Below are 23,600 nucleotides of genomic sequence, written 5' to 3'. Positions count from 1 at the left end.
TGGGCGCGAGCCTGTTGCGTCGAGGAGCAGCAGTGAAGCGCGAGGATCGCCACGACGGCGATCTGCGCGCGCGATGCTCGGGGCCTATTCGGCGTTACCAGTGAAGGCGAGCGCATGGTCGAGAGTCTCGTCTCTATCCAATAATTCGCGACGCATACGAGCATGAAGCCGCTCCGCGTGTCTTTGCGCTGCACGAAGAGCGAGACGTGCGGGCCATGACCAGCCGGCTCGAATCATTACGTGCATTAGGTACTGCTCAATCGGTAAAGCGTTTGTGTCCGTGACGCCGTCCGCGAGCGAAAGGATCGCCTGAAAGCAGCCGAGCTGACCTTGTCGAGCGCAGCGCCCGGCGAGCTGGCGATCGATCCTGCGGGCGTCGTGGCGTTCGGACATTATGACATGCAGCCCGCCCAATTCGATCACATCGGCGTCGAGCTTGATGTCGGTCCCGCGGCCGGCCATATTGGTCGCGATCGTGATGCGTCCACGCCTGCCTGCGGCGGCGACGATCTCCGCCTCGGCGGCGTCCTGCGCGGCGTTGAGAACGATATGCGGCAGGCCGACCGCCGTCAGACTCTCGCTGGCTCTGCGAGACGACGCCACCGATCTCACGCCGAGCAACACCGGCGCTCCACGGCGATGATGCGCGGCGATCGTCTCCGCGATGACGCGCCATTTATCTGCCTCGGTCGCGACGATGCGATCCTGAAGAAACCTTCGTTGCGACGGTCTGTTGGTGGGCACGCGCGCGACTGTGAGGCGATAGACGCTCCAGAGCTCGCGCGAGACCTCGGCGGCCGTTCCCGTCATGCCTGCGAGCCGCTGGTAGCGTCGGAAAAATCGCTGATATGTCATTCTGGCGATGGTCGCGCGAACACCGGATAGAGCGCAGCCTTCCTTGACCTCGATCATTTGATGAAGCCCGTCGCTCCAGAACCGATCCGGCATGACGCGCCCGGTATATTCGTCGACGATCTCGACCTTTTCGCCGCGGACGATGTAATGCTCGTCGCGGTGGAACAGGCGCATTGCGGTGATCGCCTGAAGCGCCCATTCCTCGCGTTGGGACACGATCTGCCAACGGCTTCCGAGCCGCTGCGCCAGCTCGGCGGCGGTCGTTCTGCCGGATGCGGTGAGGTCGACCCGCCTTTCGTCGCGGCGGATCACATAATCGCGCCCCTCGGCCATCCGCGCGGCGATGTCGAGCGCCTCTACGAAAATCTCTCGTTCGGATGTCGACGTCAGCTCGCGCGAGAGGATGAGCGGCGTGCGCGCCTCGTCGATGAGAATGCTGTCCGCTTCATCCACGATCGCGAAATGCAGCCCTCGCAACAGCAGCTCTCGCATCCGCGCCGCCGGCGCTGCGAGATTTTCGAATTTATGCCGTAGATTGCCGCTGCGTCGACCGAGCGTCAGCCGATCGCGCAAATAATCGAAGGCTAGAGTCTTGTTGGTGCAATAGGCGATCTCGCAGGCATAGGTGGCCCTTTTTTCCTCGGGCGCCATCTCCTGGATCACGACGCCGACGCTCAGCCCGAGAAATTCATATAGCGGCCGCATCAGCTCGGCGTCGCGTCGCGCGAGATAATCATTGGCCGTGACGACATGGGTCGGCACGCCGGCCAACGCCGCTGTCGCCGCGGCCAGCGTCGCCGTGAGCGTCTTGCCTTCGCCCGTGTCCATCTCGGCGATCATCCCGCCGAGCAGAATATTGCCGCCGATCAGCTGCACATCGAAATGGCGCATTCCCAGCACGCGGCCAGACGCCTCGCGGATGACGGCGAATGCCTCTGCGATGGCTTTCGGCTCGCGTGCGCGACAATGATGCAGTTTTTCACGCAGCGCCCGCCCGCGCGCGCGCAGCTCCGCGTCGGAAGTTGCGCGGAGCTCTGCCTCATGCGCCGCGACGCGCTCGACGATGGAGGCGGCGGCGCGCCCCTTGAAGCGCCCGATCTGCGGAGCGAAGCGAGCCGCCACTGCTTCGGCCGCTTGCTCCAGCGGCCCGGAGCGTGGCCAGCGCCGCTCTGGATAGAGTCTCGGCCGCGGCAGTGGGCGGCTCGCCGGCGCCGACGCCTCACACACCGAACTGCCTCAACAACAATTGGCGCGACGCGCGCCAGAGGCGCCCGGCGACCGGCTCGGCGCCGTGATCGAAGCGCACATAGACGCGTTCGCCTATATTCATTCTTTCTTCCCGCGGCGCGACTCTCAGATCGATGTGGAATTGGGATTCGAGCGCGCGCGGCGCGTCGGTCTTCGTCGGATCGAGCGCGATCTCGCCGCCCCCGCGCTTGCTGAGCGCGAGACTCGGCAATTCGTCGAGAGCGGCCGGCGCTTCGCGCTCGATGACGGCGGGAACGACGCAGTCGATGCGGCCGACGAATCGGATCTCGACCTTGGTCGTCCGGCTGCGGACGAGATCGATCTCCGATTGGGGAACCACGACGCGCACGATGGGATCGCCTTGCGCGACGATATAGCCGAGAAGATCGCCCTTTTTGACGAATTTTCCCGGAAGGTCCGCCGCGCGCGGCAAGATGAGCCGGCCGGAATGCTCCGCGACAATGTCGAGGTCGGCCATTCGCTGCCGGTTCAACGCCAAGGCGCCGTCCAGACGGCGCAGCTCTTCGCGAAATATATTGGCCTGCACCAAGTCAGAATTCGTCACCGCCTCGAGCCGAAGGCGATAGGCCTCGGTCTGCGCCTGAAGCACGGCCGTCTCGCCCGCGAGAACCGGATCCGCGAGCGTCGCCACGCGCGTCCCGGCCTCGATATGGCGATCGTCGCCGAGAAGCGCGTCGATCGCCTCGCCATCGGTCCGCACGCGAAGCGTCGAATTCTCCGGCACAGCGACGACGCCCTGCGCCATGGTGGCATAGGGGGCGGGAACAGCCATGATCAGGAGGAGAAGGATCACGACCGACAGGTTCGATACGAGGATCGCGCGTCCGCGAACGCGCCGCAGCTGCGGATCGAGGAGAAGACGATTCACGCCTTTTGCGAGCGGCAGCACGAGGCCGGCAGCCAGGCCCCAGAGCGCGAGCACAACTCCGATGACGAAAAACCGCGAGCCGATGAACAAAGCGATCCCGAAAGTCACCGTCGAGCGGTAGAAGAACGATGCTGCCGCATAGGCGAGAAACCACGGCGCTTCGCCCGGCGACGTCGCCGGCGATACGAGATGCTCGACGCCGAAGGCGTAACGTTGCATCAGATACAGCACATAGGCGTTCGCGCGAGCGCCGAGATTGGGAATTTCGATCAGATCGGCGAGAACGTAATAGCCGTCGAACCGCAGCAGAGGGTTGCCGTTGACGAGCAATGTCGAAGCGCTGCCGATCAGCATCACGTCGAAGGCCGCAGCGCGCACAAGTCCTTTCTCGACGAGAGTCCAGGCGATCATCGCGCCCGCGGCGAGAAACATTTCGACCATGATTCCCGCCGCGCCGACGATGATGCGGCGGCGCTTTTCCTGAAAGGCAGCGGAAGCGGAGGCGTCGACATAAGGAACCGGCATCAGCACGAGCAGCATGACGCCCATCTCATGCACCTCGCCGCCCCATCGCGCCGTCGCCATGCCGTGGCCGATTTCGTGGAGCGCTTTGACGAGAGGATAGACGAGCATGAGAAGGACGATGTTTTCCGACGACAGAACGCGATCGGCGACATTGTGCGTCAACGCGCTCCAATGCACCCCCGCGAGCGCCAGTCCGATGACGATCGTCGCGAGCCAAAAGGCGAAACCCCACCAGCTGAACAAGAAGCGCGCCAGCGGCGCGGTCGCTTTCAGGAAGCGGTCTGGATCGACGAGCGGAATGCGGATCGCGAGCGGATTTCGCACATTCTGGACGAAATTGCGCCGACCCTGCTTGTCCGCCCGATGCGCCAATTCGGCCATGTCCGGCGGAACGTCGCCGATCAACAGATCGGCGGCGTGGATCTGAGCCAGAAGACGAATGGTTTCGTCCTGGGTGGGCTGGTCGTCGCCATAGCGATGGCCCATCATCTCCCAGATTTCATCGACGCTGCGGCGACCGTCCATGAGGCAAACGATATTATGCGCCAAGGGCGAGAGACGATGAAACTGGCCATTCTGCCGATCCTGCAGAACATACCAGAGCTGGCCTCTATGGCGCTGCCGATGAATCCGGGCGTGGGCGCGCAATCTCGGCTTGAGATCGGCGACGCGATACCAGGACGAGCTCCGCAGAGGCGCGGCCATGCCTTTGCTCCTAGTCCAGCCAGCGCCAAGACCAGATCTCGAACCAATCGATCAGCGATCGTGTCCAGATCCAGCCTATTCGTCGTCGGCCCGCCTCCACCTTCCCGACGCCTCTCATGCCGGGCCGCAGTTTCGGCGAGCTCGCGCGCAGCGCGGCTTCGACGCGGAATGTGTTCACGCCTTCGTCGGCTTTCGCCACGGGCGTGATTTTCTCGACGACGAGCGGAAACCTCTCATTGGGGAGCGCCGCGATCAGCAGCTCGCCGCCCGCTCCGATCGCGATCTCGTTGACTTGGCTCTCGTCGACGTCGAGGACGACGCGCCAGTCGTCGAGTGGGGCGACCTCGAACAGCACCTGCCCGCGCTGGACCGCGGCGCCGATGGATTGGCTGAGATCGCCCGAAACCACCAAGCCATCGAAGGGCGCTTGCAGCTTCGTTCGCGCGAGCTGTTCGTCGGCGAGCCTTATCTGCGCCTCGGATTCCTGCATCTCCGCGCCGAGGATGCGCGTGTCGGCGCGATTGCGGGCGCCGCCGGCGCGTTCGAATTCATATTGCTTCTTTTGTCGCTCGGTGATCCAGCGCAGTCGCTCGAGCGCAAATTCGCGATCGTCGAGCGTCGCCAGCATGTCCCCGCTGCGGACTTCGTCGCCCGCACGCACATGCGCTTCCTTGATGAAGCCATTGAACGGCGCGACGATCGCGCGCTGCACCTTTCCCTCTATCGAGGCGTTGGCCGTCACTCGATAGACATCTGTTACGACAGCGAAGGCCAATGTCGACACGATTAGCGCGAGCGCGGCGAGCTTGCGGCCGACATGCCCCGGTCCGAGAAGCTCATGTGCATGAGTGTGACACGAATCCCACGCCTTCACGATCAGCCAGCGATCGTCGCGGCGGCGGATGTCGAGGACTGGCCCGAGAGCGGCGGCGAGACAATCGAGGAACTCGATCTCGTCCGGCTCGAACGGCCTGTCCTTGCCGCGCTCGAATGTCATGGCGCCGATGAATTTGTCCTTGGCGAACATCGGCGTCGTCAGAATGGCGCCGCAGCCATGCGATTCCGCCAATTCGCTATGCGCGCGCACGACATGCGATTCGTCGGGGCGTGGAGGATACGAGATGACGGCGTGCTGATCGACCGCCTCGTTCATCGCGCTATTGAGCAGACGGACGAGATTGAGATCTTTCCCAAAATGCGCGCTGTGCGAGATGGCGGCGACACGCACGCCGGATTCCTGCGCGAAGCTGATGCTGACGCGCTCGCAGGACTGCAGCGACGCGAGTTCGGTGACGCAAGCGCGACAGGCTGGCGCGAACCCCTCCTCCTCGAGCGCGACGGCGAGCATGTCGAGAACGCCGGTCAGGCGGCGGAGCATATGCGCCGCATCCTCGGCCGCATCGAGACGCAGGCGTTCGCGAATCCAGGCGACGCCCCATTGCAATTGGCGCGCGGCGAGCCGCAATTGCGCCGAGCCGTCGCCACGAATCTCGACTGCCGCAGCGCCGAGAATCTTCTCGTCGACGATGATCGGATAAGCGATTTGCGCCGGCGACAATGACGCCCCGGCTGCGGCGACGGGCTTCTGCACCACGCCGCGTCGCTGCGCGACTGCGAGATCGATCGTCGAATGAAGGCGGGCGAGCGCGTCGTCGCCTTCCGGCCATGAGGCGAGCCGGCGGCCTCCGCCCGGCTCCCGAAGCGCGACGGCTCCACAGATCGCGAAGGAGATCATCCCGCATTGCAGCGCCAGCCAAGCGGCGAGGAGCGCTTGAAGATCGGCGGCGTCGTCCAGGCGCTTCCACAGCGCCTGCTCGAGGACCGCAACGCGCTCCTCATCGAGAAGCTTGGTCCTTTCAGGGGGCCGCAGAGCGCTCGCTCCCTCCGTGCTCGCGAACATTGTCACGTGTCACCGCCGCGCCGGACCTGCGGCGCGATCAGCGCCCGTCGATCTTCAACGCGCCGTGGCGGGACTCATATTCCTTGAGCACGCCGGCCAGAGCCACGCTCAAACGCTTGGCGGCATGCGGGCTCAGTATGACGCGATCGGTCAATTCGACATGCACCTGACGTTCATTGCCGATATTCCAGGTCTTGTTCGTGCCGAAGAACAGATCCACCTGCTCGAGCGTGCTCTGAATATTCACGACATTGGCGAAATGCGTGACCATGTTGTGATCGTCCCAGACCACTGCGGACTGACGGACGCCTTCGGCAATATCGGCGGCGGGCTGCACATTCGACTCGACCTGATCCATATCCGCGACTCCATTCTGAAACGAGAACGCTGTCTATCTATCGTCTTAAAGCACAGGCCACGATTCGCATCATTCTGTGACGAATTGATAACAGCCGCGGCGCGCCCCGCGCGACTACCAGTCGAAGCGCCAATCCTCGCCGTGCTGCGCATGACCGCCGTGATCGGCGTGGTTCCGCTTGTGCTCGGAGTCGAACCACAGCCAGTCGTCGAGGTCCGAGCAATGCGGAACGGGGGGAGACGGAGGCGGCGGAACGACGCTGACCGGTACATCTGTGCTCGCCACTCCGAAGGCCCCCGCGACGGCGGCCTGCTGGATCTGATTGGCGGTGAGCGCCTGGCCGAAGAAGGCGACTTCGTCGATATGTCCGTCGAAGGATTTCGTGATCTTCAGCTTCGACAAATCGCTCGCGGCGCCGACGGTGGTTTCATCGGAGCCGCCGATCACTATGGCCGATTGGTTCGCGGTCAATCCACCGGCATAGGCATTGGTTCCGACGAGCGCGCCATCCAGATAAAGCTTCATGCCTCCCACGCCGAAGGTGAAAGCGAGATTGTGCCACGCCCCGGCGGCCACCGTCGTCGACGAGCGGATCGTATAGACGCCGGTCGGCCCTTCCATCTGCGCAACCAGACGATTGCCATCGAGTCCGATCGTCAGTCCGTTGTTCAAGCCGGCGCCGTCCTTGGCGAACAACGTCTGTTGTCCGAAGGTCGAACGGGCGTCGAACCAGAGCTGGATCGCGCCCTCGCCGACGGCGAAGGCCGGATCATTCGCGACGGCGACATATTCTCGGCTGGTGTCGTGGAAGTCGGCCGAGGCTCCGGCGCCGAAGGGCGCGATCGCCGTCGACGGGCCGGCGTCGTCCCGATCCGGCCGGCCATTGGCATAGAACACCCCATTCTGCGCCGCGCCCGCACTATCGGCGACGGCCGAGCCTGCGTCGTCGAAGGTCCAGTAGGCGATCGGCGTCAGCAATTGCTGATCGACGGTCACCTGCACACCGGACTGCACGAGAAGCTGCGCGCTGCTGTTGTGGTAGACGTCATAGAGAATATTGCCGATCGCGCGCTGGCCGATGTCGCCCCAGGCGCCGGAAAGATGCAGTGGCTGGCCGCCGTCGCCGAGCACGACCAGCTGGCCATTGCCGGCGAGAGCCTGCACATCGGCGGTCGTCAATGTGGCGGGGTTGGAACGGCCGAGCACATAGGCGGAGGCTCCATCGGCGAAAGCGAGGCGCTCGACTCCTTCCAGCTGATCCGTGCCATCGATGGTCGGGCCGGCGGCGCCTTCGGCGATCAGCTTTTGCGCGCTTTCCTTCATCATGCGGCGCACGAAGGCTTGATCGACGGAACCGCCGAAGATCGCCACCTCGTCGATGAGGCCGCCGAAGGCGTTGGTGACGCGAAGCTTGGTCAGATCGCCGGAAGCGTCGGAGTCGCTCGCATTCGAGCCGCCGATGACGATCGCCTCACGATTGCCGGCGACGCCGCCCGTATAGGAATCTTCGCCGACGAGCACGCCATTGACATAGAGCTTCATCCCGCCTTGGCCGAAGGTGAAGGCGAGATGGTTCCATGAGCCCGCCGAGACGACATTGAGCGTGTCGATGACATGCGCGCCATCGTCGCCGTCGAGCTTCACCTCGAGATGCTGACCGACGAGGCTGATGGTGAGGCCGTCCTGCGCATGGGCGCCATCCTTCGAGAACAAGGTCTGCGTTCCCGACGTGCGGCTCGCATCGAACCACAGCTGGATCGCGCCCTCGTCGAGCGCGAAATCGTCGGAATTCGCGACGGCGATATAGCCGCGCGGATCCTTGTGGAACGCCGCCGATGTCCCGGCGCCGAAGGGCGCCGCGGTCGCGGACGGCCCGGCGTTGCCGAGATCGGTGGCGAGCTTTGTCACGAAGGTCGCGTTCTGCGGCGCGCCGGCGCTATCCGCCAGCGTCGTAGAGCCACGCGCTTCATCGAGCGACCAATAGGCGACGCCTTGCGGCAGCGCGGGACGCGTATCGGCGACTTGAAGCGCGCCGCCGACGAAGGACAGCTGATAATCCGAAAGCGCGCCGCTGAAGCCGGGGCCGGCGCTCGCCAGCCGCGGACCCGAGACGACGAGACGGCGAATCTGGTCGCCATTCAGCGCCTGGCCGAACACCGCGACCTCGTCGATGGAGCCGCGGAACGCCTTGGTGACGGTCAGCTTGGAGAGATCGCCGGACTGGTTTCGGTTCGCTTCGTCCGAGGCGCCGATCACGATCGCTTGGCGATTATTCGCGAGGCCGCCGCTGTAGGAATTGGCGTCGACGAGCGCGCCGTCGATATAGAGCTTCATGCCGTCGGCGCCGAAGCTGAAGGCCAGCTGACGCCATCCGCAGCCGATATCGTCGCAGCTCGTCACCGTATAGGAGGTCGTTCCCGTCTCGAGCCGCGCATAGACGCGGCCGTTCGCGACGCCAATGGTGAGATCGCCCTCATTATTGCCATAGCCGTTCTTGGTGAACAGCACCTGATCGCCCGCGCTTCGCCGGTGTCGAACAGCAAGGCGATCGTCCCATCCGCCAAATGCAGCGCCGCATCGTCGGCGACCGCCACATATTGCCGCGTGTCGCCCCGGAAGCTCGCATTGGCGCCGGCGTCATAGGAGACATTGTCGGCTGTCGCCGCGCCGTCGTCCGATCCGTGCAGGGACGCGCCGTAGAAGGTTCCGTTCTGCGGCGTTCCGACCGAGTCGGCGACGACGCCATTCGTAACCTTGTCGAAGGACCAATAAGCGGTCGGCTGCACAATCGGCATGGAGACGGTGTCGACGCCGTCGCCGCCGTCGATGAGATCGGCGCCGCCGCCGCCGACGAGATAATCGGCGCCGTCGCCGCCCAGAATGACGTCGCTGGCGGCGCCGCCGACCAGCGTGTCGTCGCCGAGGCCGCCGAGCAGCGCCGAGGCGCCCGAGCCCGCGCGAACCGTGTCGTTTCCGTCGCCGGCCTTCACCGTCAGCGGCGCATCGACGCTCGCATCGACAGTCACAATGTCGTTTCCGCCGCCCGTGGCGATGAGGATGGATTTCACATCGGCGGCGGCGAAGGTCTTGATCACATTCTGCCCGATGATCGGCAGGAAGCTCGCATAGACCTCGATCGTCGCGCCATTGGGATCATTCGCGCCGCGCGCGCCCTTCCGCATCGCATCCATCACCTGCTGATCGTTCAGCTGGCGGCCATAGACGGAGACCTCGTCTATGTGCCCGGAGAAAGGATCACTGATCGTCAGCTTGGAGAGATTGCCGGACGTGTTGCGATTGTCGGCGTTGGACGCGCCGATGACGATCGCCTCGTGATTGCCCTGCAATCCGCCCGTATAGGCGTTCTCGCCGACGAGCGCGCCATCGAGATAGAGCTTCATGCCGGCTTCGCCGAAGGTGAAGGCGACATTGTGCCAATCGCCGCAGGCGACGTCGTCGCAGCCCTCGACGCGATAGACACTCAGCCGCCCGGTCGCATCGGCGCCCTCGAGCTCGGCGAACAGCGTCCCATGATCGACGCCGATCGTCAGCTGGCCGGCGCCGAGACCGCTCTTGCTCTTCGAGAACAAGACCTGCGTGTCGCCCCGGTCATGGCCCGTGTCATTGGCGTCGAACCAGAGCTGCACCGCGCCGCTCGCGAGATTGAAGACCGCATCGTCGGCGACGGCGACATATTCCTTCTTGTCGTCGTGGAACTCGATCGAATTGGCCGCGCCGAAAGGCGCGAAAGCGGCGGACGGCCCCGGATCGGCGCGGTCCGGCGCGCGATCCGTATAGAGCGTTCCATTCTGCGGCGTTCCGGCGCTGTCGGCGACGGAGGTTCCGCTCGTCTCATTGAAGTTCCAATAGGCGACCGGCTCGAGCGGCTTGCGCACGATCACCGTGTCGTCCTGTGGCGTTCCGGCGATGCGCAGCACGCCGTCGAGCAGGGCGACGCCGGTGAGCCGCGCCTCGGTGGTCGCGGTCGCGACGCCGAGATCATCATCGGAAAGATGCGCCGAGATCGTCCAGAAGCCCGGATCGCGGTAGTTGTGCGTCAGCTGGAAGTCGCGCGTTCCGGCGGCATAGGCGAGCGTCTCGGCGGCAGTGCCGTCGCCCCAATCGACGATGAGCGTATAGCTGTCCTGCGTTCCCGGATCGGCGAAGACGCCCGAGAGCACGACCGGCTCGCCCGGCAGCACATTGCCGACCTCCGCCGCATTATTGGTGAAGGTGGTGAAGACCGGCGCGACATTCGCCACAGTGACCGCGGCGCTGATCGTCGCCGAGGCGCCATCCTTGTCGGAGAGCGTCAGATCGATGCGATAATCATCGGCCGCGGTTCCCGTCGGATTGTCGTCGAGATAGCGATGCGTCGCCGTGAATGTGTGGCTCGCCTCGTCGATCGTCAGCGCAGAGGCGCCGCCGTCGCCCCAGACCACAGCGCCCGAATGCGTGTCGAGGACGCCGGCGTCGGCGAAGCGACCCAGCAATGTCACGGTCCCATTCTCGTCGATTGTGAGGCTGGAAGCGAGCGCGCCGCCGATCGTCTGCTTTTGCGCGGCGACGCCGTTCAGCGTGAGATCGGCGATGATCGGCGCCGCATTTGTCACGATGACAGCGGCGGTCGAGACATTGCTCTTGGCCCCGGCGTCGTCGGTCACGATCGCGGATATCGTGTAGTTGGCGCCGGCGACCGGATTGTCGAGATAGACATGGGTCGCGGTGAAGGCGCGATTGACCGCATCGACGATAATCGTCGCGCCGGCGCCCGCGCTCGCGGAGCTCGAGCCATCGCCCCAATCGATCGCGATCGAATGGAGATCGAGCGGCCCCGCATCCGTGTAGACGCCGGAGACGGTGACGGAGGAGCCCTCTTGCGATGTGCTCGGAACGACGCTCAATGCGCCGGCGACGGGCGCGACATTATCGACCTTCAGGCTCACAACCGTCGGGGCGCTGGCGCCCTGATCCTTGTCGACGATATTGGTCGTGATCGTATAGACGCCGTCCTGAACATAGCGATGAGCGACATCGAAATTGAGCGCCCCGGCGGCAAGATCGACGATCTCGCTCTGCCCATCGCCCCAGGCGACATTCAGCCGGAAGCTGTCGAGCGTTCCCGGATCGACGATGCGGCCGCTGAGGCGCGCGAACGCGTTCTCGGCGATCTCGGCCGACCCCGGCCCCGCGGCCGGCGCGACGACGACAGTCTGCAGCGTCGGCGCCACATTGAGCACGGTGACGTTTCTGTCGGCCGCGACATAGGCGCCGTCATTATCGGTCGCGCCGGTCTTGATCGTATAGGCGCCATTATCCGCATAGGAATGCGTCGCGACGACATTGCCATTGGCGGCGGCCGCGTCGATCAGAATGTGATCCTGCGCGCCGTCGCCCCAATTCACATCCCACCATTTGATCTTATCGGCGCCCGGATCGGTCGCCGCCAGCGACAGGCTGTAGACCGCGCCCTCATCGGCCGTGGCGGCGCTCACGACATTCAGCGTCGGCGCGACCTCATTGATCGTGATCGTCGTATAGGCGTCAGCGACGCCGCCGTCCTTGTCGACGATCTGGCCGTGAACGAGCAGCGCGCCGCTCTGCCGCAAATATTGGCTCGGAACCGTGGCGGCGCCGGCGCCCTGCACGAGATCGAAACTTCCATTATTGTCGAAATCGTAGCGATAGGTCAGCGACGCGGCGTCGACAATCGACGGATCGGTCACGCCGGAGAATGTCACCGTCGCGGAGGCCGCGCCTTCGCTCACCGGGCCGCTATTGCCGAAGGAGACGAAGCTCGGCGGCGCATTGTCCACCGTCACGCCGACCGCCTTGGAGATCGTCGTCGGCGTCGCCGAGCCGATCGTCGCATAGCCGACGATCACATGCGGCGCGGAATAGACGCCGCTGTCATTGACGCCGAGCGCCGTCAGCTCGCTCCAGGAAAAGCTCGCCGTCGCGCCGCTCTTGTCGATCGTCCCATCATTGTTGATGTCCCAACCATAGGAGAGCGGCGCGCCGGTCGCTTGCGCGGTCAGCGTGAGCGACTGGCCCTCCGCGATGCGATAGGGGCCGCCCGTATCGATATTGTTCGCCGAGAGACCGACCGTCACCGCATAAGCGGCGGAGGTCGCTCCGGTCGGAGTCGTATCCTTGTCCACCGCGGTGGCGCGGATCGCGACATTGCCGGGCGCGGCATAGACATGGCTCGCCTGTGTGGCGTCGGCGCCGAAAGTCTCGACAGCGGAACCATCGCCCCAATCGACGCGCCATTCGAGCACGCGATCGATCGGCGAAGGATCGGTCGCCGTGAAGCCGATGGTGAAGGGCGTTCCGACCGTCGCCGAATGCGCTCCGGAAACGGCGACCGCCGGCGGCGTGTCGGCGATCTGGATTTTCGACACCGCCGTGGTGGAGAGACCGTCGGAATTGGTCGCGCGCACCGCGATCGTATAGAGGCCATTGTCGGCGAGGCCGAGATCGACGAGGCGATCCCAGGGAAGCGTCACGCGATAGACGCCGCCGCCGAGAGCCGTTCCGATCACTTCGCCGAACTGGCCGTCGCCGTCTATGTCGAAGACGACCGGACCGGACAGCGAATTGGTCGAGCCCAACGCCTGCACATTGGCGGTCAGCGTCACGCTCGAACCTTCCGAGGTCGAATAGCTCGGCGCGGAGAAGGACACGATCGGCGACGACAGAACCGTCAGCCCCTCGAAAGTGTCATAAGCGACCGCGCCCTTGCCCGCGAGGCTGATCGAGCCATTGGTCTGCGGGATCGGCAGGCCGGCGACGCCGCCGACGAGGATGGAGGCGTTCGGATCCTGCGGATCGACGATCAGCGTGTCGCCGGGCGCCACGCCGGGCGCGTCGCCATGCAGCGTGGTCACCGCATCGGAGGGCAGGTTGGGAAGCGAGACGCGCACAATGTCCGGGTCGGCGTCGCCGGAGACTGTCGTATGCGCCGCGGCGCCCACCTTCTCGATCGTGATCACATCGGAGCCGGCGTCGCCGTCGATCGTCGTCGTCGCGCCTGCGCCTGTGTTCTGCACATCGATCGCGTCGGCGTCCGCGCCGCCATGAATGGCGAGCGTGTCGGCCGCCGTCTTGGCGTTGACGACGCGCAGATCGAGACTGTCCGCGCCGGCGCCGAGATCGATGCCGGTCGCGCCGCGATAGTCGGCGACGACGACATGGTCGGAGCCTTCGCCCGTATTCACCTTGGTCGCGCCGACGATCGCCGGCGGCGCGGAGACGAGCGACACAGTGTCGTCGCCGACGCCGGTCGTGACGCCGATCGACTCTATATCGGTGTGCTCCGTCGTGAATGCGATCGGCGGCGCCTTGGGCGAGAGATCGACATTGAATGTCGCGAGGCCGCCCTGCTGCGTCGTCGAGCCGAGGCTGCCGACATAGGCGGTGAGCGTGGAGCCGTTCTGCGGTCCGAGGATCAGAGAGGTGGGGGTCAGCAGGCCGCGCACGCCGCCGACGGCGTCGCGCACGACTTGGACGAAGCCGAGCGCGCCCGTCTGCTGATCGCGCTGGAACACGGAGATGTCATTGGCTCCGCGCGCCGTCACCAGCACATATTGGCCATCGGCGGTGACGGCGACATCGGTCGGCGCGTCGAGCCCGCGCACGCCATTGGCGCCATTGCGCAGAGTCTCGACGAAGACGAGCGGCTGCGTAGTGGAATTCGTGACCTCAAAGACGGAGAGCGTGGCGCCGCTCTGGCTCGTCACATAGACGAAGCCGCCATCGGGGCTCGCAGCCACATCGGAGGCGCCGACGAGTCCGTTGGTCGCGCCTGCGAGAGTCTGAGAGGCGCCGGTCGTCGCATTCGCCGCAGTGAGGCTGCCGGTCGAAGCGTTCACCGAATAGGTGAAGCCATTCTGCGCGATCGTTTCCGTCGCGGCGCTGCTCGCGCCGGACTGAGTCGAGATCAAAGTGAGCGCGCCGGTCGTCGTGTTCAGCGAATAGCTGCGCAGGCCGCCCGAGCCCGTCGTCGTCAGCACCTTTGTCGATGCGTCATAGCGCATCGAGTCGTAATAGGAGCCGCCATCCGATTGCGATTGCGCGAAGGAAAGATCGCCGGTCGCCGAGGCGAGCTTGAATGTCGCGAGCCTGCCAGTCGTCGCGCTCTCGGTGATGACGAAACCGTCGGTCCCGGTCACGAGCACATTGGAGACGCTCGTGAGGCCGGAGACGCCGTTCTGGGCCTCCTTGAACAATTGGCGCTGCGATCCGTCATCGGCGTTCACGACGACGAGAGAGCTGGTCGCGGTGGAGACGCCGAAGATGTGATTGGCGCCCGGATCGGCCGCTATGGCGTCGAAGCCGGTGAGCTGCGCGACGGTCGGCGCGGATGGGCGCGCGATGGAGAGATATTGGACGTTGCCGCCGAGCGACAGCGTATTGCCGGTGAGCGTCGTCGCGCCGGAGGCGTTCACGCCGATCGACGCCGTGAATGTGTGATTATGCGCGCTGCCTTCCGGAACCAGCGTCGCCCACACCTGCCCCGGAGCGAGGCTCGTCAGCGCCTGATCGGCGCCGACGCCATTGGTCTTCAGCGCTTGCGCCGTGGCGCCGTCGATGCTGAGCGTCGGATTGGCGACATTGATCGTCGAGACATTGGCGACGATCAGCAGATCATAGCCCGTATAATCCTGGTTCAGCGCGCCGACGCTCTTGTCGAGCAGCATGACCGCGAGCAGCGCGTCCGCAGGAGCGTGATCCAATTGCGTCGTCGTGGTGTTGAAGTCGATCGCGCCCGCATCGAGTCCCGAGACGACGCCATAGATGTCCGCGCCGCCCGCGAGACCGACGATCGTCGGCGTCTGCGGCGTTCCCGCGACATAGGGATTGGCCTGCCGCGGGCCGATGAAATGCTCGACATTCGGATCGGTCGCGGCGAAGGCCGTCTGCCCGCCATTGCCGGAGACGACATTCCCGCCGCTCTGGAAAGTGAGCGACGTGTTGCTCGCGACGATGAAACGTCCCTCGCCGCCCTTGTCCGCCGTTCCGCCGCCCGCGCCGCCCGACGTCGAGACGGAGGTCTTCAGCGTCGCGCCGCCGGAGGTGAGATCGGACGCGTAGAGCTTGATCGTGCCGCCGGAGCCGCCAGCGCCGTCGCCGCCGCCGCCGCCGGGGCCGCCAGGGCCGCCTGTGCCGCCATTGCCGCCGTGATGCGCGTCGGAGCTGTCGCCGCCGCCCTGCCAGCTGCCGGACGGCCCGTAATTCGAATCGGGATTGGCGCCGCCGCCGCCAGTCGCGCCGCCGCCGCCGACCGCGGTGAAGACGTCGCTATTGCCGACGCGGATCTGGCCCTGCGCGACGAGCTGGAAGGCGCCGCCGCCCGCGCCGCCCATGCCGCCCGAGGCGCCATTGCCGCCAATGCCGCCGCCGCCGCCGCCATCGCCGCCGCCGCCGCCCACATAATTATCGGTGAGGCCGAGGAAGCCGCTCGTGTAGTGCCGGCCATTGCCGCCGCCGCCGCCACCGCCGCCGCCGCCCGAGCCGCCACCGCCGCCGCCACCGCCGCCGCCGCCGCCCATGCCGCCGGAAATGGCGAGGCCGGTCGTAGAATTCGCTCCCGCGAATCCGTCGCCGCCGGTTCCCCCGGTTCCGCCAGTGCCGCCGCCGCCGCCGTCATAGCCGTCGCCGTCGCGCAGCCTTTGGCCGTTGACGATGTCATAGGCGCCATAGGCGCCGTCGCCGCCGGAGCCGCCGTATCCGCCGTAGCCTTGGTCGCCGCCGGAGCCCGCCGAGCCGTTATATTGATTGCCGACGCCGAGCCCGCCCCCGCCGCCGGAGCCGCCCCAAGCGCCGTAATGGCCCCAGCCGCCGTCGCCGCCGATGCCGCCGCCGCGGCCAAAATCCTGCCAGGCGCCGCCGCCGCCGCCGCCGCCGCCGCCGCCGCCGTAATAGCTCGGGGCGCCATAGCCGCCGCCACCACCATGGGCGTCGCCCGTGCCGTAAGGTCCGCCGACGCCTTGTCCCGCGGACGTCGTCCCCTGGAAGGTGAAATCCGACGGCAGGCTGCCATTGGAGCCGCCGCCGCCGCCATAACCGCCGACCGCCCCAGAGGCGCCGCCGCCGGAGCCGCCCGCCACGCCGCCGCCGGAGCCCGCAGTCTGATTATGGGCGGCGAGATCGAAGGTGACATTGTCGGCGAGCTGGACATTGTTAGCGACATCGAAGGACAGCGCATTGGCGCCCACAGCCGACACTTTCAGCCCCGCCGGCAGGCTGAGATCGCCGGCGAAATTCACAAAGATCATGCCATTGTTCGAACCGATCGCGCTCGCGTCGGCGGTGATCGAGAAGCCGGACTGGCTATAGCCCAGATACCACCAGCCGCCATTGGTGAAATCGAGCGTGTCGTCGACGGTCGCTCCGCCATTGTTGTAATCGACCTGAATTTTGCCGGAGTTGATCCAGATCCATTGGCCCGATTTCACGGTGGTGTCGATCGAGAAATCACTCGAGATCGTGAAGGTCGGCACGGTCGCCGGGGCGACGGTCGCCGCCGCATTGGGCAGATCGTCCACGGCGACGATATTATCGACGAGAATGGAGCCGAACGGCGTCGACGCGTCTTTCGCCGTCAGCGTCACCCTGTCGAGACCATAGAAGCTCGCCAGCGAAGTGTCGAAGCGCTGGAAGCCGGCGCCGGCCGCGACGTCGAGCTCCGCGGTCACCGTCCGGCCGCCGAGCGTATGGCCGGTCAATACGACCACCGCGGTTCCGCTCGCCGCCATATTGGCGAGCTCCAGCGAATAGAGCGTGAAGCCGTCGCCATTCGCCGTTCCGTCGGCGCGCGCCGCCTGCAGCGTGAGCACATCGCCATTGGCGCGCGCCTGCGCCGCCGGGCTGATGGCGTCCGACCGAATGAAGCCGGCGCTGTTGGAGGTCGAAAGGCTGAAGCCGTTCGACGCATGGACGAGGTCATGCTCGCGCAGCCGGTCGAAATTGAGCACGCTGTCGTAGTTGCGATAGACGTCGAAGTCCTTCGCCGGATCGGGCTGGGTGACGACGACGAGGCCCGATTGCAGCGTGATGCGATTATTGTCGATGGTGACATTCACATTGGCTGTGGTCGTGGACACGATGTCGAGCGTGTCCGCTCCCGTCTTGCCGCCGAGAATGCGCGTCAAATCGGCGCCGGCCGTCGAGATCACCGAAACCGGCGCTCCCGAGGGAAGCGTTGCGGCCTGGAGATCGGTGTCGAGAAGCGTCCAGGCGGTCGCGACCGTCGTATTCGCCGAATTGTCGACGATGAGCTGCTCCACCGTCTTGTCGATGGAAGTGAACTGATTGGCGACGGGCTGCGTCGGAGTGACGACTTTCAGCGTGTCCTTGCCGGACTGCCCGTCGACGATCGTTCGCGCCGCGCCGACGCTTCGCGCCTCGATCAGATCGTCGCCGCCGCCGCCGAGCACGCCGACCACGGTCGACGGAAGAATGGCCGCGTGGAGATCGAGCGCAAATATGTCATTGCCGTCGCCGAGCTTCACATCGACCTCGGCCAAAGAACGGAAAGTGACGTCGCCGCCAGTGAGGCCGGAGACGACTCCTTCCCCGATGGACGCGCCGTCGCGGATCACGCCCGTCTTGGTGGCGGCCGGCGTTCCGGAGAGATCGACGGTCAGACGGTCTGCGACGCCTGCGCCGGTCACCAGCAGCGGCGCGCTCGTTCCATAGACGAATGCGTCATCGACGCCCGCGCCGAGATGGATCGTCGTCGCCTGGCCGGCGCCGTGAACGAAAATCTGGTCCACAGCGCCATTGGAGTCGACGATTGTCGGCGTCGCTGAGCCATTGATCGTGACGCTATTGGTCGTCGCGCCGGTGAGAGCGATGGTGGTCGAGCCGACGCCTTCGAACTCGACCGACTGCGCCATCCCGACCGCAGTGATGCGACCGCGCGTCGCGGAGACGGCGTCGAGCGTCAGATTCGAGTCGACCGTCGGGCTCGCCGAGAAAGCGTCGCCCGCCTGGCCGCCGCCGAGCGCCAGAACATGGCCGCGGATATTTGTGAGGTTCGGCCCCAGCGTGATCGCGTCCACACCGCCGCCGGCGTCGACGGTCGTATCTGTCGAGCTGGCGGCGATAGAAATGGAGTCGGCGCCGGAGCCGGCTTTCACCGTCACCGCGGCGAAATCGCCATAGGCGACGCCCGCGGCCGGATTCACCGTGATCTGGTCGGTCCCGCCCATTCCGAAGCCGAATATCCGATTGCCATTGGCGCCGCCGATGACGCCGACATTCGCCGCCTTGTCGCCGCTGTCGTCGATCAGCAATGTGTCGGCGCCCGCGCCGCCGTCGAGAATGAGCGTTCCGGCGACGCCATTCACGGTCCCATCGGCACCCGAGACGACGACCGAATCGGCCCCGTCGCCGAGGAACAGCGAGGTCGTGGTCGCCGCCGCCGTGGAGCGCACAGTCGCCGTGTCCGCTCCGACGCCGAGATGCAGCGCGAGCGAGCGAAGCTTGCCGTAGACGACCTTTCCGGTCATGCCGAATCCGGCGACATCCGTGTCGGAGATCGTTCCGGTCCCGCCCTGCGCTAAGCCGGAATTGTCCAAATCCAGCGACGCCAACCCGTCGTCGGCGCCCGCCACAGTGAGCGTTCCGACGATCGTCGTGAGATTGCCGCCGCTGTTGCTCGTTCCCGTCAGCTCGCCATTCGCATTGGTCGTCGCGCTCGCGCGGCTGCCGACGAGGATCACATCCTCGGCGCCGCCCGTCGTCACGGTCAGCGGCGCATTCGCCGATACGCCGCGAATGACGATCGTGTCGCGATCGGCGCGGCCGACCACCGACACCGCCGCGGCGGCGATCGCGCCTTCGAGATCGATCAGCGCGCCGACGCCCGAATCCGCGTCATTGGCGTCGCCGGCCAATGTCGCTGTTTTGGCGGCGCTCAGCGTCGCTCCCCCGGCCATGACGATATTGTCGCCAGCGGCGAGCGAAGCCGAGCCCTTGGTCGCGCTCATGAAAGAGGTCGCGCCGAAAATTATGTCCTCGCCGACCGCATTGCTGTCGCGCGTCCCGATCACAATGTCGCCTGTCGTCGAGGCGACGGTCCCAATTCCGAGCCCGCCAACGACATCCGTCGCGACAAGGTCGCCATTGGCCGAGGCGGTGAAGGAGCCGGCGGCGCGGTTCGCATCGATGCGCAGCGCGTCTGCTTTCGCGCCGATCGATCCGCCGCCGGCGTTGAGAACGAGATTGGGCGCGCTCACATTGACTGCGACGCCAGCGTCGGCGTCGAGAATGGAGCCGGTCGCCGCAAGGCTCACGGTTCCGCCCGTCGAGCTTGCCGAGCCGACTTCGAGATCGCCCGTCTCGCTGATGAAGATTCCGTCGCGCGCGAGCGCGTCGAGGCGCGTCGAAGCGGTGCGGATCGGCGAGGCCGATGAGCCGATGGCGCCTTTGGGCGCCGACAACGACAGTGTGGTCGCCTCTATGCGGCCATTCGCATTCGCGACGATATCGCCATTCGCGGTCGTGATCGACACCGGACCGAGCGCGTCGAGAATGGCGTCGTTCAGCGTCACCTTGGTGCGCGCGGCGGTCGAGGTGTTGGCGATGGTGACGGCGGTGTGGCCCGGATCGGCGCTCGTGACCGGCAGGAAGTCCTTCTTATAGGTCACATCGACGACGACGTTCTGCGCGAAATTGGGCGTCGCGGCCAGCGGATTGACGAGCCCGATCCGCACATCGAAATTCGACGCATTCTGAATGAGGACATGATCGAAGGCGGTGAGGAAGGTGATCTTGGGCGAGCCCTTGATCGAATCCTCGCCGGGCGTCGTGCCATAGCCCGCGGGCGTCGGATCCTGCCCCCAGCTCGGAATGGAGAAGGTCGCCGTGCCGGCGGCGGTCGAAGTGTTGACGATATCCGGCACGATGAAGACGCCGTTCTGGAATGTGACCGTCCCTATGCCCTGCTGCTTGACGATATTTCCGGCCGCGTCGATGACGAGCTCGGGCGCCGGCGGCCCGGACAGGAACACATCGGCGTTGAAATCGATGGTCCGCTGATAGGCGATTGTCTGCGACGGATGCTCGGCGCCGGTGTCGATGGCCGCGCCATGCGAGCTCGCATCGACGAAGCCGGACACATTGGGCGAGCCATAGGCTTCGACCGTCAGCGCGCGCGTATGGACGGCGCTGCCGCTCTCCGCCACGACGCGCGTCGTCACGTCGAAATCATTCTTCGCATAGCTGTTGGTCGAGGCGCCGAGACCATTGGTCGTGGCGTCGGCGCTCGCGAGGCTGGTGACGGATTCCTGGCGCGCCTTCACATTGACGGAGCCGCCGCCATTCAGCGCAGCGCCGCTGTGCAGATCGACCAGCGCATCGGATGTGGGGCTGGAGGAGCCCGGAGCGGACTCCGGACGGCTCAGCGTCGCATGCGCCTCGGAATTGGCGCCGAGCGCGCTCGATTCCGCGACGGCGTCGATCTTCAGATCGAGCGTCGTGACGCGCGCGAGAACGTCGAGCTTTCCGCCTGCCGTCAGCGTCGAGGCGCCGACATCTGTCTTGGTCGCGCCGCCATAGGTGAGATTTCCGGTGACGCGCGTATCGGCGCCGAGACCGCCGGCCGAGGCGTGCGGCGCGGATTTGGTCGTGCTGGACGTGCGCGATTCGACCGAGAGATCGCCGCCCGCGGAGAGTTGCGCGCCGCCGCCGATCGTCGTCGTCGTCGCATCGGAAGCGTTGACCGTCGAGGTCGCGCCGATGATGGAGACCACCGCGCCCGCGCCGCCGTCGCCATCGGCCTTCGCATTATTGGTGGTGTCGGCGAGCACTGTAAGGCCCGTTCCCGCCGCTATATGCGCGCCGGTTCCGACGCTCAGGCTGTTGGCGTTCTTCAGCGTGCTCGTGCTTCCGCCCTCGATGACGGTGACGCCGCCATAATTGCCGGCGTCGCCGCTCGCGAAGGAGGTCGTATTCGTCACCGACTGCACCGAGGCCGATTGCGTGGCGGCGATATCGGCGCCGTCGTCGATGGTCGTCGTCGTCGTCGGATCGATCTCGAGCTCTATGTCGAGCCCCTGTCCGCTCGCCAGTCCGCCGCCGGCGGCATAGCCGAGCAGCTTGACGGACGTCGTCTGCGTTGCTTTGACATCCGTCGTGCGGCTGCGGATGACGGCGCGCTTGCCGACGCCGACCGCCATGACGGGCGCGAATTTCGCCTGCGCGATCACCGCGCCGACCGCAATGCCGCCTATGGCGCCGCCGTCGATCTCGAGATTATTCGCGGTCGTCGTGCTGGTTCCGTGAACATCCACCTCGCCGCCGGCGTAGACGGCCGCATCATCGCCGATGCGCGCGGCGACCGCGCCATTGACGGTGATGAGCGTCACGCCCGCCGCCGCGCCGACAATGGCGCCGCCGCCTATGGCTATGCTCATGGGCTGATTGGCGTCGAAGGGATTGACCGTAACCGTGCGCTGCGCGTCGATCTTCACATCGCCGACGACCTGCGCCGCAGTGGAGCCGATCTGCGTGAACTTGCCGACGATCGCCTGCGATGTTCCCGCGATGGTGAGCTTGCTCACCGCCGCGCCGAGACCGGCGACGCCGGACACCGACCAAGCGCCATCGGCGAGATAGTGATTCACATTGGCGACGGATTTGACGCTGACGTCATGGAAGCCCGTGACGATCGTCGCATCCGCGAGCGTAGAGGCCTCGATGGTCGAGGAATCGTCATGCGAGGCGCCGGGCGTCGCGCCGAGCATGGCGCGCGCGGAGCTGGTGTCGTCGATGAGCGACACCGCGCCGCCGAGCGACACGAAGCCGCTGACCGCGCCGGCAAAGCCGAGCACATGCGCATTGGAGTCGAGATTGGCGGAGACGGTGAGCTCGCCGGCGCTGGGATTCAGCCCAGTGATCGTCGTCTGCGGCGCGACGAAGGCGGTCGAGTCCGCATCTATGCTCACAATGGCGAGACCGACGCCGAGCGCCGCCGCGCCGCCCGCCACACCGCCGGCGCGCGCCGTGAGATCCAGCGCCTCGCGCGAGATCACATCGAGATTGCCGGTCGCTATGTCCGCATGTTGCAGTATGCCGGCGGTCGTGCCGCTGGTGACGCCGCTCGTCGCCTTGGTCGCCGAATTCACCCTGCCCGCCGGCGTGTTCGCCGACGAAGCGCTCCGCGCCATATTGGCGATCTGCGCATTGCCGGCGGCGAGACGATGCTGCGAGCCCGTGGCGCCGGCCGCGTCTATGTCGATCGCATGGCCCGCCTGCGCGTCCTCATAAGAGGCGGCGAGCTTCACCAGCTGTGGATGAGCGCTGTCGACGATGACGAAATAGACCTCGCCGTCCTTCAGCCCTTTGATCGCATTGCCGCCGCCCGCGTCATAGACGACGGCGTCGCCGGTCTTCAGCCCGCGATCGGCGGTAAGATCGATCGTCTCGGCGGCGCCGTTCACCTTCTGCGCCGGATCGAAGGCGGGCGACGAGGCGTCGCTCGTCTGCATCTGGCCGGACAATGTGCCGACCGTGCTCTCGACGAAAGTGAGCACGGTGGATTTGTCGCTGCTGAGGGCCGAGGAGGAGCCATCCGAGGTCGAATAGCTGTCGGTGAAATTGCCGCCGATCGAATAGACGATAATGCCGCCGCCGAGGCCGACGAGGCCGGCGCCGGCGCTGATGGCGTTGGCGTTTACGGTCCAGCGCGACAGCGCGAACACATCCGTGTCGCCCTTTGCGCGCACGCTCGCCGCGCCGATCAGCGCTTGCGTGTCGTTGCGCAGCACGCCGACATCCACAGAGGCGCCGACGCCGGCGCCGAGGCTGGCGCCGAGACCGCCGGCGAAAGTGAGCAGATCGAGCTTGTTGGTCGCGGCGACGATGACGCTCTGCGAATTGGCGGCCGTAGCCGCCGTGTTCTGATTGATCTGCGCGCCGTCGCCGATCGTCGCCAGAGTGTCGGAGTCGACGAGCTCCACCGTCACCGCGCCCGCTATGCCGGCATAGGCGCCGGCGCCGAGGCTCGCGCCGACCGACACGATTTTTTCGGACGTCGCCGCGAGGACGGCGACGCCGCGCGCGGTCTTCTGCGCGAAGCCGCCACTATTGGAATAGGTCCCGTCCGGCGC

General features: G+C 66.0%; 6 protein-coding genes. All 6 read right to left on the bottom strand.

The genetic code is table 11. The features are described 5' to 3' along the window. Window positions 1-84: 84 nt before the first annotated feature. Window positions 85-2,082, bottom strand: coding sequence for a prepilin peptidase (locus IY145_RS00790; protein ID WP_196406500.1), 1,998 nt, complete (start codon window positions 2,080-2,082; stop codon window positions 85-87). Then, on the bottom strand, window positions 2,075-4,222 hold the full coding sequence (locus tag IY145_RS00785) for a PqqD family protein (RefSeq protein WP_196406499.1): 2,148 nt from the start codon (window positions 4,220-4,222) through the stop codon (window positions 2,075-2,077). Before IY145_RS00785 ends, IY145_RS00790 begins: the two co-directional genes overlap by 8 nt. Window positions 4,223-4,232: 10 nt before the next feature. Beyond that, entirely contained in the window at window positions 4,233-6,122 is a 1,890-nt protein-coding gene (locus tag IY145_RS00780; protein WP_210332567.1) for an efflux RND transporter periplasmic adaptor subunit, read from the bottom strand. 37 nt (window positions 6,123-6,159) lie between these two features. Next, complete coding sequence (locus tag IY145_RS00775) at window positions 6,160-6,480, bottom strand: DUF3467 domain-containing protein (RefSeq protein WP_196406497.1); 321 nt, start codon at window positions 6,478-6,480, stop codon at window positions 6,160-6,162. Window positions 6,481-6,594: 114 nt separating this feature from the next. After that, the gene (locus IY145_RS00770) at window positions 6,595-8,988 is read right to left on the bottom strand and encodes a LamG domain-containing protein (protein WP_196406496.1); all 2,394 of its coding nucleotides are present in this window, start codon (window positions 8,986-8,988) and stop codon (window positions 6,595-6,597) included. Next, complete coding sequence (locus IY145_RS00765; protein ID WP_196406495.1) at window positions 8,877-23,510, bottom strand: LamG-like jellyroll fold domain-containing protein; 14,634 nt, start codon at window positions 23,508-23,510, stop codon at window positions 8,877-8,879. The genes IY145_RS00770 and IY145_RS00765 overlap by 112 nt, the downstream gene beginning before the upstream one ends. Window positions 23,511-23,600 lie beyond the last annotated feature (90 nt).

It is taken from the genome of Methylosinus sp. H3A, assembly GCF_015709455.1.
Lineage (GTDB): Bacteria > Pseudomonadota > Alphaproteobacteria > Rhizobiales > Beijerinckiaceae > Methylosinus.
Note: the sequence above shows the minus strand (reverse complement) of the source record. Positions and strands in the feature narration are given on the sequence as shown.

Bases quoted from the DNA above. Each gene is read 5' to 3' on its own strand.
- IY145_RS00785 (WP_196406499.1), bottom strand. From the start codon at position 4,222: ATGGCCGCGCCTCTGCGGAGCTCGTCCTGGTATCGCGTCGCCGATCTC.
- IY145_RS00780 (WP_210332567.1), bottom strand. From the start codon at position 6,122: ATGTTCGCGAGCACGGAGGGAGCGAGCGCTCTGCGGCCCCCTGAAAGG.
- IY145_RS00775 (WP_196406497.1), bottom strand. From the start codon at position 6,480: ATGGATCAGGTCGAGTCGAATGTGCAGCCCGCCGCCGATATTGCCGAA.